This is a genomic window from Streptomyces sp. NPDC037273, from assembly GCF_055603625.1.
Map to the genome: position 1 here is coordinate 59321 of NZ_JBVJVO010000008.1, position 14347 is coordinate 73667.

Genomic DNA, 14347 nt, shown 5'->3' on the forward strand with positions numbered 1-14347 from the left:
CCTGGAAGCAGCGGCGGGGCACGGCGACACGGCCCCGGTGACGGTCCAAGCCTAGCCCGTGGCGGCCGCGCCCCACCGGGGGACGGCGTCGGGGCTCCCGGGGGACCCGCCGGGCCCCGGGGCGGGAGCGCGGGCGGTGCTCGGGGATACTTGGCGCCATGGCTTACGACGATCTCCGCTCGCTGCTCAGGGCCCTGGAGCGTGAGGGCGACCTCAAGCGCATCAAGGCCGAAGTCGACCCGTACCTGGAGGTCGGGGAGATCGTCGACCGGGTGAACAAGGCGGGAGGTCCGGCGCTTCTCTTCGAGAACGTCAAGGGCTCCGCCATGCCGCTCGCGATGAACGTCTTCGGTACGGACCGGCGGCTCCTGAAGGCGCTGGGCCTGAAGTCGTACGGCGAGATCAGCGAGAAGATCGGCGGGCTGCTGAAGCCCGAGCTTCCGCACGGTTTCGTGGGCGTGCGCGAGGCCTTCGGGAAGCTCGGCTCGATGGTCCACGTGCCGCCGAAGAAGGTGAAGGACGCCCCGGTGCAGGAGGTCGTGCTCACCGGCGACGACGTCGACCTCGACCTGCTTCCGGCGCTGTTCACCTGGCCGAAGGACGGCGGCTCCTTCTTCAACCTGGGGCTCACCCACACCAAGCACCCGGAGACCGGTGTGCGGAACCTGGGTCTTTACCGGCTCCAGCGGCACGACAAGCGCACCATCGGCATGCACTGGCAGATCCACAAGGACAGCCGGAACCACTACGCCGTCGCGGCGGCGAAGGGCGAGCGGCTGCCGGTCGCGATCGCCTTCGGCTGCCCGCCGGCCGTCACGTACGCCTCGACGGCGCCGCTGCCGGGTGACATCGACGAGTACCTGTTCGCCGGCTTCGTGCAGGGCAAGCGGATCGAGATGGTCGACTGCAAGACCGTTCCGCTCCAGGTCCCGGCGAACGCCGAGGTCGTCGTCGAGGGCTGGCTCGAGCCCGGCGAGATGCTGCCGGAGGGGCCCTTCGGTGACCACACCGGCTTCTACACGCCGCAGGAACCGTTCCCCGCGCTGAAGATCGACTGCATCACGATGCGGAAGCGTCCGCTGCTCCAGTCGATCGTGGTCGGCCGGCCGCCGACCGAGGACGGGCCGCTCGGGCGGGCGACGGAGCGGTTCTTCCTGCCGCTGCTGAAGATCATCGTGCCGGACATCGTGGACTACCACCTGCCGGAGTCGGGCGGCTTCCACAACTGCGCGATCGTCTCGATCGACAAGAAGTACCCGAAGCACGCGCAGAAGGTCATGCACGCCATCTGGGGCGCCCACATGATGTCGCTGACCAAGCTGATCATCGTGGTCGACAAGGACTGCGACGTGCACGATCTGCACGAGGTGTCCTGGCGGGCGCTGGGCAACACCGACTACGCGCGGGACCTGACGGTCGTCGAAGGGCCCGTCGACCATCTCGACCACGCCTCCTACCAGCAGTTCTGGGGCGGCAAGGCCGGTATCGACGCCACGAAGAAGCTGCCCGAGGAGGGCTACACCCGGGACGGCGGCTGGCCGGACATGGTGGAGTCCGACCCGGCGACGGCGGCCCTGGTGGACCGCCGCTGGAAGGAGTACGGGCTGTGACCACGGCTGCCGTGCCGGGCGCCCAGCCGGGGCGTACGAAGGCGTTCCTGCGGCTCGTGATGATCGAGCACTCGGTCTTCGCGCTGCCCTTCGCGTACATCGCGGCGCTGACCGCCATGTTCCAGCTGGACCGGAACGTCCACTGGTGGACGCTGTTCCTGGTGACGGTGTGCATGGTGGGGCTGCGGACCTTCGCGATGGCGTGCAACCGGATCATCGACCGGGAGATCGACGCGCGGAACCCGCGGACGGCCAACCGCGAGCTGGTGACCGGCGCGGTGTCGGTGCGCTCGGCGTGGGTCGGGGCGGGGATCGCGGTCGTCGTGTTCCTCGGCGCGGCGGCGCTGCTCAACCCGCTGTGTCTGGCGCTGGCGCCGCTCGCGGTGATCCCGATGGTCGTGTACCCGTACGGCAAGCGGTTCACGAACTTCCCGCACGCGATCCTCGGGCTCGCGCAGGCGATCGGGCCGATCGGGGCCTGGCTCGCGGTGACCGGCGAGTGGTCGTGGGACGCGGTGATCCTGGGCCTCGCGGTGGGCGTGTGGATCGGCGGCTTCGACCTGATCTTCGCCTGTCAGGACGTGCAGGCGGACCGGGCGCACGGCGTGATGTCGGTGCCGGCCCGCTTCGGGGTGCCGGCGGCGCTGTGGGGGGCCCGCGGTTCGGCGGTCGTGACGACGGGGCTGCTGGTCTGGTACGCGCTGGCGACGGACGCGGGGCTGTTCTTCTGGGTCGGTCTGGTGATCGTGGTGGCGGCCTTCGGGTACGAGCACTCGATCGTGAAGCCGCATGACCTGTCGCGTCTGAACAGGGCGTTCTTCACGACGAACGGTTTCATCGGGATCAGCCTGTTCGTCTGCGCGCTGCTGGACCTGCTGGTCCGGGGGCTGACGCTCTAGGACCCGTCAGGCTTCGGGGGCGAGGCCGTCCAGGAGGGCGTCGAGGCCGTTGGCCAGGCCCTCCGGGCCGCCCGGCTCGGCGAGGGCGGGGGCGGCGTCGCGGAGGCGGGGGAGTTCGCGGGCCGGCATGCGGTGGAGGCCGAGGCGGAAGGCGGGGTCGGGCTCGTCGGGGTTGTCGACCATGGCGCGGAGCTCGCCGAGGACGTAGCCGAGGAGCCAGCCGGTCACGGCGCGGAAGGCCGCGACGGTGGCCTCTTCGGCCAGGCCCGCCCGGCTCAGTACGGCCAGGATCCGCTCGTGGTCGCCGAGCACGGCGAGCGGGCGGCGGGCGAGCGGGACGGCCAGCATGCGGGTGGCGAGGAGCGGGGCCACCTGGGGGTGGGCGAGGGCGACCGCGTAGGTCTCGGCGGCGATCCGGTGGAGCTCGTCCCGCCATCCGGGTGCCTCGGGGGAGGCGGCGAGCCGTTCCTCCAGTTCGGTGTAGAGGGCTTCGACCAGGCCGTCGAGCAGGGCGTCCTTTCCGGCGGCGTACCGGTAGAGGGCCATGGCCTCGACGCCGAGCTCGGCGCCGAGGCGGCGCATGCTCAGGGCGGAGAGCCCTTCGCGGTCGACCAGTTCCAGGGCGCTGGCGAGGACGCGTTCCCTGCTCAGGCGGCCGTAGCGGCCGTGGTCCCCGGCGCGCCGGCCCGGGGCGCGGCGGCCCCGTGCGGGGTCCTTCTCGCTCGCCATCGGCTCGCCCTCCGCCGTACGCCTTGACCGGGGAACATCCAGGGATAAAGTGTACATATACGTCGTAAACGTACGGTGCATTCGGCAGGGGAACCCGCCGGGTACCGCGTTCCGGCGGACGGCCTCCGCGGCACGGCACGACCGTGCACCGATTCGATCCGGAGCCATCATGACCATTCACCCGACCCTGCCGCAGAGCACCGGCTCGCGGCCCGCGGACCACCCCGAACGCCGGTCCACCGACCCGCCCCCGCACCCGATGAGGCGCGCCGGGGACCGGGCGCCGACCCGGCTCACCGTCAGCCTGGTGGTCCCCGCGCTCAACGAGGCCCGCAACATCCCCTGGGTCTTCGAGCAGATCCCCGACTGCGTCGGCGAGGTCCTCCTCATCGACGGCGACTCCCGCGACGCCACCGTCCGCGTGGCGACCCAGATCCTGCCCACCGTCCGCAGCATCCCGCAGAGCGGCAAGGGCAAGGGGAACGCGCTGCGCACCGGCTTCCTCGCCGCGCGCGGCGAGTACATCGTGATGATGGACGCCGACGGCAGCATGTCCCCGGCCGAGATCCCGCACTTCGTGCACTTCCTGGAGAACGGGTACGACTTCGTCAAGGGCTCCCGCTTCGTCGAAGGCGGCGGCTCCCTCGACATCACCCGCTTCCGCAGGCTCGGCAACCACGCCCTGCTCGCCCTCGTGAACCGGCTCTACGACGCCCACCTCACCGACCTCTGCTACGGCTTCTGCGCCTTCCGCCGCACCTTCCTCGACCAGCTCGACCTGCACGCCACCGGCTTCGAGATCGAGACCGAGATGATCGTGCACGCGCTGCGCGCCGGACTCCGCATCGCCGAGGTCCCCAGCCTCGAACTGCCCCGCCGCAACGGCCGCTCCAACCTCCACGCGATCTCCGACGGCCGCCGGGTGCTGCGCACGCTCCTGTCCGAGCGCCCCGGCGCGATGACCCCGCCCGCCCCGCGGGAGGGGAGCACGCCGTGACGCCGGCTCCGGCCGGGCCGGCCGCGCCGATGCCCGTCGTGGACATCGACCTCGCCGAGCCGGGCGCCTTCCGCCGCCCCGGCGGCCGGACGCGCACCGGACCCACCGGGCGCGCCCTCGGCCTCGTACGCCTCCACGGCCGCCCCCTCGGGATGGCCGAGGCGAGCGGACGGGAGCCGGCGGAGCTCTGGCGGGCGCTGGCGGACACGGTGCTGCGGGACCTGCCGGCGGGACCCGAAGGGCGGGCCGCGCGCACGGCCCCCGCCGGGACCGCCACCGAGGCCCCCGTGATCAGCGTGATCGTCGCGACGCACGACCGCGCCGGGATGCTGAAGGACTGCCTGGACTCGCTGCTCGCGGTGGAGTACCCGCGCTACGAGGTCATCGTGGTGGACAACGCGCCGGCGGACACCTCCGCCGAGGAGCTGGTCAGGAGGGAGTACGGCGGGGCGGACGGGGCCCGTCCCGCCGTGCGCTACCTGTGCGAGCCCGTGCCCGGCCTCGCCCGTGCGCACAACCGGGGGCTCGCCGCGGCCCGGGGGCGTATCGCCGCCTTCACCGACGACGACACGCTCGTCGACCCCGGATGGGCGGCCGCGCTCGCCGCGGCCTTCGCGGCGGACGCCCGCACCGGATGCGTCACCGGCCTGATCGTCCCGGCGGAGCTGGACACCGAGGCGCAGGTCGCCCTGGAGCGGCACGGGGCGTTCGCGAAGGGGTACGCGCCGCGGGCCTGGTCGCTGCGGGACCCGCCGCCCGATCCGCTGTTCCCGTTCACCGCGGGCCGGTTCGGCTCCGGCGCCAACATGGCCTTCCGTACGGACCTGCTGCGCGAGCTCGGCGGATTCGACCAGGCGACGGGCGTCGGGACGCCCGCGCACGGCGGCGACGACCTGCTGGCGTTCTTCCGGGTCATCGCCCGCGGCCGCTCCCTCGTCTACGAGCCCGGCGCGATCGTCTGGCACCGCCACCGGCGCACCCCGGAGGCGCTCGAGGCGCAGGCGTTCGGCTACGGCGCCGGTTTCGGCGCCTATCTCGCCGGGGCGCTCGCCCACGAACCCCGCATGCTGCCCGCGCTGCTGCGGCGGCTGCCGGGCGGGGTGCGGTACGCGCTGGCCAGAAGCCGGGAACGCGCGGGGAAAGCACCGGAGGCGGGGACGGGACCGGGGGGTGGGGTGGGCACCGGGCCGGGCGTCCCACCGGCCCGGATCGCCCGCCTGGAGTGGCGGGGGCTGCTGTACGGGCCGTTCGGCTATCTGCGCGGCCGGTTCGGGGAGCGGAGCCGGGCATGAGGACCGAACAGCCGGCACGGCACGGAACGGCCGCGTTCCACCAGACCGGCCGGCACGCCAGGACGACGACGGTGGCACCGGAGGGCCGTACGCCTCCGGACGCGCGGCGGAGCCCGTTCACCACGGTGCTGCGGGCCGGGGCGCGAGGACTGCTCTCCCGGGACCCGCTGCTGCGCAACGGGCATCTGCTCGCGGTGAGTTCGCTGGTGAGCGCGGGCCTGGGGTCCGTGTTCTGGGTGCTCGCGACGCACTGGTTCGACGACGAGGTGGTGGGCGTCAGCTATTCGGCGCTGTCGATGACGCTGCTGCTCGCGGGCGTCGGGCAGCTCAACCTGTCCGACTTCCTGGTGCGGTTCGTGCCGTCGGCCGGGCACCACACCCGCCGGCTGATCCTGGAGTGCTACGGGGTGAGCGCGGCCGTCAGCACGGTCGCGGCCGTCGGATTCCTGCTCCTCGTGCCGGTGGTCGCCCCCGAACTGGACTTCCTGCTCACGCCGGTGGCCGCGGGCTGCTTCGTCGCGGCGACCGCCGGATACGCGGTGTTCGTCATGCAGGACGGGGCGCTGACGGCGGTGCGGCGGCCCGGCTGGGTGGTGGCGGAGAACGTGGTCTTCGCCTGCGTGAAGATCGGACTGCTCGGCGTCGGCGCCGCGCTGGCCGTGTCGACCGGCATCCTCGCCGCCTGGGCGGGAGCGCTCGCGGTCTCCCTCGTCGTCACCAACTACGTGCTGCTGCGCCGGGCGGTGCCGCACCACGTGCGGGTGTCGAAGGTGGCCGAGCGGCCCGCGCGGGCGCTGCGGTACGCCTCGGCCGACTACGTGGGCTCGCTGTTCAGGATGGCGGCGTACACGCTGGTGCCGCTGATCGTCCTGGACCGGCTCGGCGCGGAGCAGAGCGCGTACTTCTCCCTGGCGTGGATCGTCGGGTACGTGCTGTACCTGGTGGCGCGCAACCTGGGCAGCTCGCTGGTGGTGGAGGCGGTGACCAGCCCCGCGCGGCTGGTCGAGCACGCGCTGAAGGTGCTGCGGCACGCGGGCCTGCTCCTCGGGGCGGCGGTCGTCCTCGTCGTGGCCCTCGCGCCGCAGATCCTCTCCCTGTTCGGCGGCGAGTACGCCGAGCACGGCACCACGCTGCTGCGGCTCCTCGCTCTGTCCTCGTTGCCGAACATCGTCGTCAGCATCGCCATCGACTCCTCACGGGCCCGCCGCCGGCTGCGCTGGGCCGTCGGACTGCAGGTCGCCATGTGCGTGCTCGTGCTCGGACTCACCAGGCTGCTGCTTCCGGTCCTGGGGATCACCGGCGCCGGCGTCGCCTGGCTGGCGACCATGTGCCTGCTGGCCGCGCCCCTGCTGATCTGGCGCGCGCGCTGGCTCACGGCCGCACCCGCACCCGCACCCGAAGCCGCACCCGAAGCCGGACCCGAAGCCGCACCCGAAGCCGGACCCGCACCCGGACCCGGGAGGTCCTCGTGAACGCCCTGCCGAGCATGACCGCCGTCGTCTGCGCCTACACCCTCGACCGGTGGGACGACCTCCGGGCGGCGATCGGGTCCCTGCGCGCCCAGCGGCACCCGGTGGACGAGATCGTCCTGGTCGTCGACCACTGCGACGAGCTGTACGCGCGCGCGTCCGCCGCGTTCACCGGGGTACGCGTGCTAGCCAACACCGGGCGCCAAGGCCTGTCCGGCGCCCGCAACACCGGTGTAGGGGCGGCCCGTTGCGAGGTCGTGGCCTTCCTCGACGACGACGCGGCCGCCGCACCGGACTGGTCCGCGGGCCTCCTCGCCCGGTACGTCGACCCGGCCGTCGCCGGGGTCGGCGGCCTGGTCAGGCCCTGGTGGGCCACCCGGCGGCCCGCGTGGTTCCCGCCCGAGTTCGACTGGGTGGTCGGCTGCTCGTACCGGGGCCTGCCCGAACACCTCGCGCCGGTACGGAACTTCATCGGCGCCAACATGTCCTTCCGGCGCGCCGAGGTGGTCGCCGCCGGAGGGTTCCGCGCCGACCTGGGCCGGGTCGGCACCCGGCCGCTGGGCTGCGAGGAGACCGAGCTCTGCCTCCGCATCGCCGCCCGCCGCCCCGGCGCGGTCCTCCTCCACGAACCCGCCGCCGCCGTCCGCCACCGGGTGCCCGCGGCCCGCGCCACCTGGGCGTACTTCGTCTCGCGCTGCTACGCGGAAGGCCTCTCCAAAGCGCGGGTCGCCCGCCTCGGCGGCACCCGCGCGGCCCTCTCCAGCGAGCGCGCCTACCTCCGCTCGACCGTTCCCCGCGCCTTCGTCCGCGCGCTGCGCCCCGGCCGCCCGGCCGGCCTGCGCACGGCGGGCGCCCTCGCGGGCGGCGTCGGCTGCACCGTCGCCGGCTACGCGGTCGGCCGGGCGCGGCGCCCCGAACCAGGCCCGCGCCGCCCCGCCGTGCTCCAAGCCCCGCCGGTGCGCCGGCCGGCGGTCGCGGGCGGTGGGCGGCCGTGACCACGGCCCCGGGCGGCCGGAACGGGTGGCCGGCCGCCCCGCCGGGCGGCCCGGGGGAGCGGGTGGCCGCCGTGCCGGGCGGCCGGGAGGGGCCCGGGGCCGGGCGGGCGCCCGTGCCCGTGTTCCTCTACCACTCGGTGGCGGCCGATCCGCCGTCGTGGATCGCGCCGTTCACGGTGAGCCCGCGGACGTTCGAGGCGCAGCTGGGGCTGATCGCGGACAGCGGTCTGACGGTCGTGCCGCTGAGCGGGCTGGTGGCGGCGCAGCGGGGCGGGGAGCCGCTTCCGGCGCGGGCCGCGGTGCTGACCTTCGACGACGGGTTCGCGGACTTCCGGGTGACGGTGCTGCCGCTGCTCGCGCGGTGGGGCCTGCCCGCGACGCTGTACGTGACCACGGGGGGTCTCGACGGCGGCGGGGCGTTTCCGCGGGGCTCGCGGATGCTGAGCCGGGCGCAGCTCGCCGAGGTGGACGCGGCCGGGGTGGAGGTCGGCGGGCACACGCGGACGCATCCGCAGCTGGACGTCCTTCCCGCGCGGCGGGTGTGGGAGGAAGTGGGGGAGTGCGGGCGGGAGTTGGAGGATCTGCTCGGTCACGCGGTGACGTCGTTCGCGTACCCCCACGGCTATTCGAGCCGGGCGGTGCGGGCGCGGGTGCGGGAGGCGGGGTGGAGTTCGGCGGCGGCGGTGCGGGACGCGTTCAGCTCGGCGGCGGACGAGCCGCTGCGGATCGCGCGGCTCATGGTGCGGGCCGATACGGACCGGGAGCGGTTCGGGCGGTGGACGAGGGGTGAGGGGCCGGCGGTCGCGCCGTTCCGCGAGGGGGTCAGGACGAGGGGCTGGCGCGCGTACCGGCGGACGAGGGAGCGGCTGAACATCCCGTACGAGGCGATCTCCTGAGGGCGGGCGGGCTCATCGCTGCCAGACCCGCACCCAGTCGACCTTCATGCGGGCCCTGTCGACGTCGTCGGGGGGCTCGTCGGGGACGCCGACGGCGAGGTTGAGCAGCACCTCCATGGGGACGTCGGGGATGCGCTTCGGGTCGGTGACGCGGAAGCGCTCGACGCCGTCGACGTACCAGACGAGCGCGTCGCGCTGCCAGAGCAGGCCGAAGACGTGGAAGCCGTCGGTGAAGTCGGCGGGGCCGTACGTGCCGCGCTGGCGGGCGCGTTCGCCGTCGGGCTCGCGCCAGTGGACGTACATGCTGAGCTCGGTCGTGGTGCCGATGAACTCCATGATGTCGATCTCGGGCGGGGTGAAGCGGGAGGCGGGCATCATCCAGAACGCGGGGAACATGCCGGATTCCGGGGGGATGCGGATCGAGGCCTCGAAGTAGCCGAAGGTGAAGACGCGGCGGGGTTCGCCGTACCACTGGTCGCGACCGGTGGAGACCATGCCGGAGCGCCAGGGGTAGGTCTTGTCGTCGCTGCCGCGGGTCGGGCGGCGCTGGGCGGTGAGGACGAGTGCGCCGTCCCGGACGGAGACCTGGCCCGGCAGGTACCACTCGGACTCGTCGTTGCTGCTGATGGTGCAGCCGTTGTTGTTCCAGTCGTAGCAGGTGGTCCAGAGGGCGGTGTCGAGCTCGGTGCCGTCGAAGCCGTCGTCGAGGACGAGCCGCCACGGGCCGGGGGTCGGCGGTCCCGAGGCGGCGGCGGGCCGGGCAGGGGCCGGGGGCGTGGCGGTGCCGGCCGGGCCGGCGCAGGCGGTGAGGGCGAGCAGGGCGGAGGCCAGCGTGAGCGCCGCCCTGCGGCGGCGGGAGCGGGGCGTGGCTCCTCGGGTCACCGCTGCCTGCCCGCGACCGAGCCCGCGACCCGGCGGGCGGCGAAGTCCGTGCCGCAGACGAACCGCAGGACGGGCCCGAACGTGGGCGCCGCGGCCAGGCTGGTGAAGTACAGGCCGGGCACGGACGACTCGAAGCCCGCGGACAGCACGGGCGCGCCGCCGGGCAGGGTGCGGACCGCCTGCCGCAGGGTCGGTTCCAGGAGGGCGAGCCGGTCCACGTCCACCCGGTAGCCGGTGGCCGACAGGACGTGGTCGGTGTCCATGAGTTCCGTCCCGCCCGCCGTGTCGGCCAGTTCCAGGCGTACGGTCCCGTCGTCCTCGCCCGGCCGGGCCGACACCACCCGGTGCCCGCACAGCACCGGGAACCGGCCGTCCACCCGCGCCCGCAGCCACCAGGCGCCCGAGGGGCCGAGGACGGTCCGCAGGAGGTGGTCGCGCACCGGGAGCGGCAGCCTGCGGTAGAGGCCCGCGCCCCGGCTGACGGCGGCGTGGGACCAGCCGGGGCCGAGCGGCGAGGCCGGTTTGAGGAGCCTGACCGGCCGGGAGCGGGACTCGGGCCGGTCGGTCTCCGGGGGGACGCCGAAGAGGAGGCTGCCGGTGCGGGCGATCACCGTGGGGCGGGCACCCGCCTCGTACAGGAGCGCGGCGCTCTCCAGCGCGGACTGGCCGGCGCCGACGACCGCGACCCGGCGGCCGGCGAACGCGGACAGGTCGGCGTGCTCGCAGGGGTGGGACGCGAGGCCGGCCCGGTGGAGCGGGGCGAGGCCGGGGAGCCGGTGGGCGTACGGCACGAGCCCGCTGGCCACCACCACGGCGCTCGCGTCGACCACCTCGCCGGTGTCCAGGGTGACGCCGAACCCGCCGCCCGCCGCCCGCACCTCGCGCACCGCCGTCCGCTCCACCCGCGGCACCCGCCGCTCCTGGAACCAGCGGCCGTACGCGATGAACTCGTCGACCGGGATGGGATACGTGTCCCCCACCGGCCGTCTGCCGTGGGCGGCGCGGAAGTCCGCGAACCGGTGGCCCTCCTCGGGGGCGGAGATCGAGGAGGCCGCCGGGACGGACTTGAGGAACATGCCGTCGGGCATGTGGGCCCGCCAGCCCTGCATCGGCTCGCCGAGGACACGGGTCGGCACGCCCGCCCCGTCGAGCCACGCGGCGGTGGCGAGCCCGTACGGACCCGCTCCGACCACCACGACGGGGTGCCGGCCTTCGCCGGGGCTGCCAGGCTCCGAGGTCATCAGGGATCTCCTCTCCGCCGGCCGTTCCCTCCACCAGGTTGCACCTCGGCGTCCCGTTCCCGCGCGCGGTGGCGGCGGGGCAGCAGCGCGAGGACCGTGGTCACGGCGGCGAGCACCGTCAGGGCCCGGCCGGCCGTGAAGACGCCGCCGAGGAAGAGGCCCACGGCCACCAGGGTCGCCAGGGCGAGTCCGAGCGTCAGGGCGAGCAGGGGGGCCACCAGGGCCGCGTACCGCGGCATGCCACGGCCGGTGACGGCCGGCCGCAGCGCGAGGACGGCCGCGAGGCCGGGGCAGACGAGCAGGAACGCCGTCACGGCCGCCACCCGCGCCGGCGAGGCCGCCGGCAGCGCCGTGGCGAGCAGCGCCAGCCAGCCCGAGACGGCGAGCCCCAGGCGGGTGAGCCCCTGCGCCGCGGTCACGGGGAGCCCCCGTCGAGCGGCGGCGTCACGTAGCGGTAGACCACGGCGTCCTTGTCGGCGAAGACGAGCGTGAAGCCCGGGGCGGTCGCCATGGCGTCCCGCAGCCGCTGCGAGGTGTCCGCCGGAAGTACCCCGGTGAGGTAGCCGTTCATGTCCTGGGCCCTGCTGAGCACGATGAACGCGGGCCGCTCCTCGGTGGAGCCGTACAGGAACGCGGTCACCCCGGCCAGCGGGTGCCTGATGAGGCGCTCGGTGTCCCTGGGGTCCTGGTGGGCCAGCTGGATTCTGCGGTGCTCCTCGTAGTTCAGGTCGAGTCCGGGGACGTCGGAGGTGAAGCTGACGATCACCGAGCCCGGGGCGGCGTGGTCGGTCACGTACCGGGCGGCGGCGACCTCGCCGGTGGTGAACCGGTTCACGGCCTCCTTGCCGTAGTAGCCGAAGACCAGACCGCCGAGCAGGGCCAGGAACACGGGGTAGACGACCAGGGCCCGCGGGACGCGCTGCCGGGCGCCCGGCGGCAGCAGCAGGGCCGCGACCAGGAACGCGGCGGCGGGCAGCGCGAACAGGTAGGCCCGGAAGAGCATCTCGCCGCCGTAGGCGTTGGCGGCCAGCAGCGGGATCGGTGCCACGGCCAGCAGGGGCAGTCCGGTGCTGCGGGTCCACCAGCGGACGAAGAACGCGGCCACGGCCAGCACGACGACCGTGGCGGAGAGGCCCCGGTCGATCCAGGACAGCAGGATCTGTCCCGGGGCGGCGTTGCCCGTCGCGGCGAGTCCCGAGGCGACGTTCTGGTCGGGCTGGCCGAGGGACGCCACGAGGTTCTCGATGTGGACGGAGATGTACGACCGGGCCACCGTCGCGTCCCACGCGAAGGTGAGGGCGACGGCGGCGGCGAGCACCGGCAGCGTCACCCGCCGGTTGCGGCGCGGCAGCGACAGCGCGACGAGCGCGCTGATCAGCATCAGCGGGGTGAGCGGGTGGGAGACGACGATCGCGGCGACCAGCACCACGACGCCCGCGAGCAGCGCGGGCGGCCAGCCGCCCCGCCGGCGCGGATCGGGCCGCGGCAGCACCGACGTCGGCAGCTGCCGGAACAGCAGGGCGATCACCGTCATGAAGAGCAGGAAGGCGAAGGACTGCGGCGCGAAGTAGTCCTGCCCGACCCAGGAGCAGCTGTAGAAGATCCAGACGGCGCCCCAGACGAGCCGCCGGTCGCGGGTCACCGACCGGTACAGGAGCAGCAGCGGGGCGAGCAGCAGGGCGTTGGCGAAGGCGGGTGTCCAGGCGGCGTACCCGACGGCCGATTCGAGGCCGGTGGCGCGCAGGAACAGGGCGTTGAGCTGGAAGAAGCCCGGCCAGTCGTTGTAGACGGACAGTTTCTCCGCGTGCGGGACCTCGCCGCCGTGCCGGAGCATCGCGTCGATGACCGCCAGGTGTTTCCAGGCCCACGAGTAGCGCAGGGTCGGGTACAGCAGCGTGGGCGTGGCGTGGAGCAGGGCGATCAGCCCGAGGACGTAGCCGGTGAGCCAGCCGGCGTGGGTGCGGGGGGTGCTCAGGGCGAGGCAGAAGCCGAGGGTGAGGAGGGCGGCGGCGACCCAGAAGAGCGGGGGGAGGACCTGGAGGAGGCCCAGGTCGCGCATGTCGTCCAGGGGCACGTCGCGGAGCGAGAGGAGCCACAGGGCGAGGGAGAGGGGCAGCAGGGCCCGTACGGACCAGTGCCTGACCGGGTGCGTGGCGGTGCGGTTCGGTGTCTCGGGGGCGGGTGCGCCGTCCAGGGTGCCGTCCCGGGTGCCCACCCGTGGGTCTCCCGGGCCCTTCACGGGGGGCCCGCGCTTCGGGTCGTGGCGTCGAGGACCGGCGCGACGGTGCGGGAGAGCCAGCGGCGGCTGTGGCCGAACTGCCGTGTCTTGCGCAGGTTTCCCGAGACGTGCCACAGCCAGGTCAGCAGCGGCAGCGCCGTCGGGTCGCCGCCGCTGTCCGGGTCGACGCCGTGCGCGGTCAGCAGGTCGCGGTCGGCGGACGGGAGCCGGCCGCGGCGCAGGACCTCGGCGACCTGGTGTCCCATCGGGGGGCCGCCGAGGGCCTCGCGGGTGGCGAGGACGAAGGTGCAGGCGTCGATCTCGGCCGGGCCGTCGGCGCGGGCGCTGCCCCAGTCGAAGACGCCGGTGATCCGGGCGCGGTCCTCGTCGAGCAGGAGGTTGTCGGCGTGGAAGTCGCCGTGCGTCCAGCCGCGCGTCAGGGTGGCGGTGGCCAGCGCCTCGTCGAGGCGCCGGCGCAGCGGGTCGAGGGCGGTGGGCCCGGCTCCGGGGCGGCCGGGGGTGATCTCCGAGGTCAGGACGGCCAGCCGGGCGTGGGCCCAGTCGGCGGTGTGGCCGGCGGCGGCCTCGCGGACGCCGGTCGCGGACCGCAGGGCCGCGAGCAGACCGAGCGCGGCGGTGACGGTGCGGCGCAGCTCCCGGGGCCGGCCGGGGAGCAGCGGCCCCGCGGGGACGCCGTCGAGCCGGGTCTGGACGAGCGGCCGGCGGGGCGGCCCGCGATGCGGCCGGGCGCCGACGGGGCGCGGCAGCAGCGGCCGCCACGGGTCGAGGCGCCGGTCGGCCGCGAGGGCGCGCAGGTGGTCCCACTCCTCGCCGAGGGCGTCCGAAGCCCCGTCGGTCCTGGGGTACTTGACCACGACTCCGGTGTCCGCCCAGTCGACCGTGAAGACCAGCAGGCACGCGTGGGACAGGGTCCGCCGCGGCAGTACGGTCACTTCGCAGGGTCCCGCCCGGCGCACCATGCCGTACGCCGCGGTCCGGTCGGCCAGTGCTCCCAGGGGCCGTGGTGTGCTGAGCGGGAGAGCATTCCCCAAGGCGGACATAACGTATCAACTTTAGAACACCCCCTGTTTTCCTGCCTTATGGGACAATAGGGAAGGT

General features: G+C 74.4%; 13 protein-coding genes. 7 read left to right on the plus strand and 6 right to left on the minus strand.

The window, feature by feature from the left end:
* Positions 1-158: 158 nt before the first annotated feature.
* Both ACZ7G1_RS21940 and mqnP read left to right on the plus strand, forming a co-directional pair.
* Positions 159-1610, plus strand: a complete 1452-nt coding sequence (locus tag ACZ7G1_RS21940) for a menaquinone biosynthesis decarboxylase (RefSeq protein WP_470874012.1) — start codon at positions 159-161, stop codon at positions 1608-1610.
* Positions 1607-2509, plus strand: a complete 903-nt coding sequence (gene mqnP / locus ACZ7G1_RS21945) for a menaquinone biosynthesis prenyltransferase MqnP (protein WP_470874014.1) — start codon at positions 1607-1609, stop codon at positions 2507-2509. Before ACZ7G1_RS21940 ends, mqnP begins: the two co-directional genes overlap by 4 nt.
* Before the next feature lie 6 nt (positions 2510-2515).
* Here mqnP and ACZ7G1_RS21950 read toward each other — a convergent pair whose 3' ends face one another.
* Complete coding sequence (locus ACZ7G1_RS21950; RefSeq protein WP_470874016.1) at positions 2516-3238, minus strand: TetR/AcrR family transcriptional regulator; 723 nt, start codon at positions 3236-3238, stop codon at positions 2516-2518.
* Between the two features lie 169 nt (positions 3239-3407).
* Between ACZ7G1_RS21950 and ACZ7G1_RS21955 the strand changes: the two genes are divergently transcribed.
* Genes ACZ7G1_RS21955 through ACZ7G1_RS21975 form a run of 5 tightly spaced genes read left to right on the plus strand, consistent with a single transcriptional unit; the run spans position 3408 to position 8887 of the window.
* Positions 3408-4235 (plus strand): glycosyltransferase family 2 protein, encoded by an 828-nt coding sequence (locus ACZ7G1_RS21955; RefSeq protein ID WP_470874018.1) that lies wholly within the window; start codon positions 3408-3410, stop codon positions 4233-4235.
* A complete protein-coding gene (locus ACZ7G1_RS21960) occupies positions 4232-5527 on the plus strand; it encodes a glycosyltransferase family 2 protein (protein WP_470874020.1) in 1296 nt (431 codons plus the stop codon). Before ACZ7G1_RS21955 ends, ACZ7G1_RS21960 begins: the two co-directional genes overlap by 4 nt.
* Positions 5524-6999, plus strand: coding sequence for a lipopolysaccharide biosynthesis protein (locus ACZ7G1_RS21965; RefSeq protein WP_470874022.1), 1476 nt, complete (start codon positions 5524-5526; stop codon positions 6997-6999). Before ACZ7G1_RS21960 ends, ACZ7G1_RS21965 begins: the two co-directional genes overlap by 4 nt.
* Complete coding sequence (locus ACZ7G1_RS21970; protein ID WP_470874024.1) at positions 6996-7991, plus strand: glycosyltransferase family 2 protein; 996 nt, start codon at positions 6996-6998, stop codon at positions 7989-7991. The genes ACZ7G1_RS21965 and ACZ7G1_RS21970 overlap by 4 nt, the downstream gene beginning before the upstream one ends.
* On the plus strand, positions 7988-8887 hold the full coding sequence (locus ACZ7G1_RS21975; protein WP_470874025.1) for a polysaccharide deacetylase family protein: 900 nt from the start codon (positions 7988-7990) through the stop codon (positions 8885-8887). Before ACZ7G1_RS21970 ends, ACZ7G1_RS21975 begins: the two co-directional genes overlap by 4 nt.
* Before the next feature lie 12 nt (positions 8888-8899).
* Here ACZ7G1_RS21975 and ACZ7G1_RS21980 read toward each other — a convergent pair whose 3' ends face one another.
* From ACZ7G1_RS21980 to ACZ7G1_RS22000, 5 genes are read right to left on the minus strand one after another with little or no spacing between them, the layout of a single operon-like run.
* Complete coding sequence (locus tag ACZ7G1_RS21980; protein ID WP_470874026.1) at positions 8900-9769, minus strand: glycoside hydrolase family 16 protein; 870 nt, start codon at positions 9767-9769, stop codon at positions 8900-8902.
* Entirely contained in the window at positions 9766-11010 is a 1245-nt protein-coding gene (locus tag ACZ7G1_RS21985; protein WP_470874028.1) for an NAD(P)-binding domain-containing protein, read from the minus strand. Before ACZ7G1_RS21985 ends, ACZ7G1_RS21980 begins: the two co-directional genes overlap by 4 nt.
* Positions 11010-11429, minus strand: a complete 420-nt coding sequence (locus tag ACZ7G1_RS21990) for a hypothetical protein (protein WP_470874029.1) — start codon at positions 11427-11429, stop codon at positions 11010-11012. Before ACZ7G1_RS21990 ends, ACZ7G1_RS21985 begins: the two co-directional genes overlap by 1 nt.
* The gene (locus tag ACZ7G1_RS21995; RefSeq protein WP_470874030.1) at positions 11426-13225 is read right to left on the minus strand and encodes a glycosyltransferase; all 1800 of its coding nucleotides are present in this window, start codon (positions 13223-13225) and stop codon (positions 11426-11428) included. The genes ACZ7G1_RS21990 and ACZ7G1_RS21995 overlap by 4 nt, the downstream gene beginning before the upstream one ends.
* Before the next feature lie 20 nt (positions 13226-13245).
* Positions 13246-14181 (minus strand): phosphotransferase family protein, encoded by a 936-nt coding sequence (locus ACZ7G1_RS22000; protein WP_470874031.1) that lies wholly within the window; start codon positions 14179-14181, stop codon positions 13246-13248.
* Positions 14182-14347: the final 166 nt, after the last annotated feature.

Bases quoted from the DNA above. Each gene is read 5' to 3' on its own strand.
- ACZ7G1_RS21940 (WP_470874012.1), top strand. From the start codon at position 159: ATGGCTTACGACGATCTCCGCTCGCTGCTCAGGGCCCTGGAGCGTGAG.
- ACZ7G1_RS21985 (WP_470874028.1), bottom strand. From the start codon at position 11,010: ATGACCTCGGAGCCTGGCAGCCCCGGCGAAGGCCGGCACCCCGTCGTG.
- ACZ7G1_RS21965 (WP_470874022.1), top strand. From the start codon at position 5,524: ATGAGGACCGAACAGCCGGCACGGCACGGAACGGCCGCGTTCCACCAG.
- ACZ7G1_RS21955 (WP_470874018.1), top strand. From the start codon at position 3,408: ATGACCATTCACCCGACCCTGCCGCAGAGCACCGGCTCGCGGCCCGCG.
- ACZ7G1_RS21950 (WP_470874016.1), bottom strand. From the start codon at position 3,238: ATGGCGAGCGAGAAGGACCCCGCACGGGGCCGCCGCGCCCCGGGCCGG.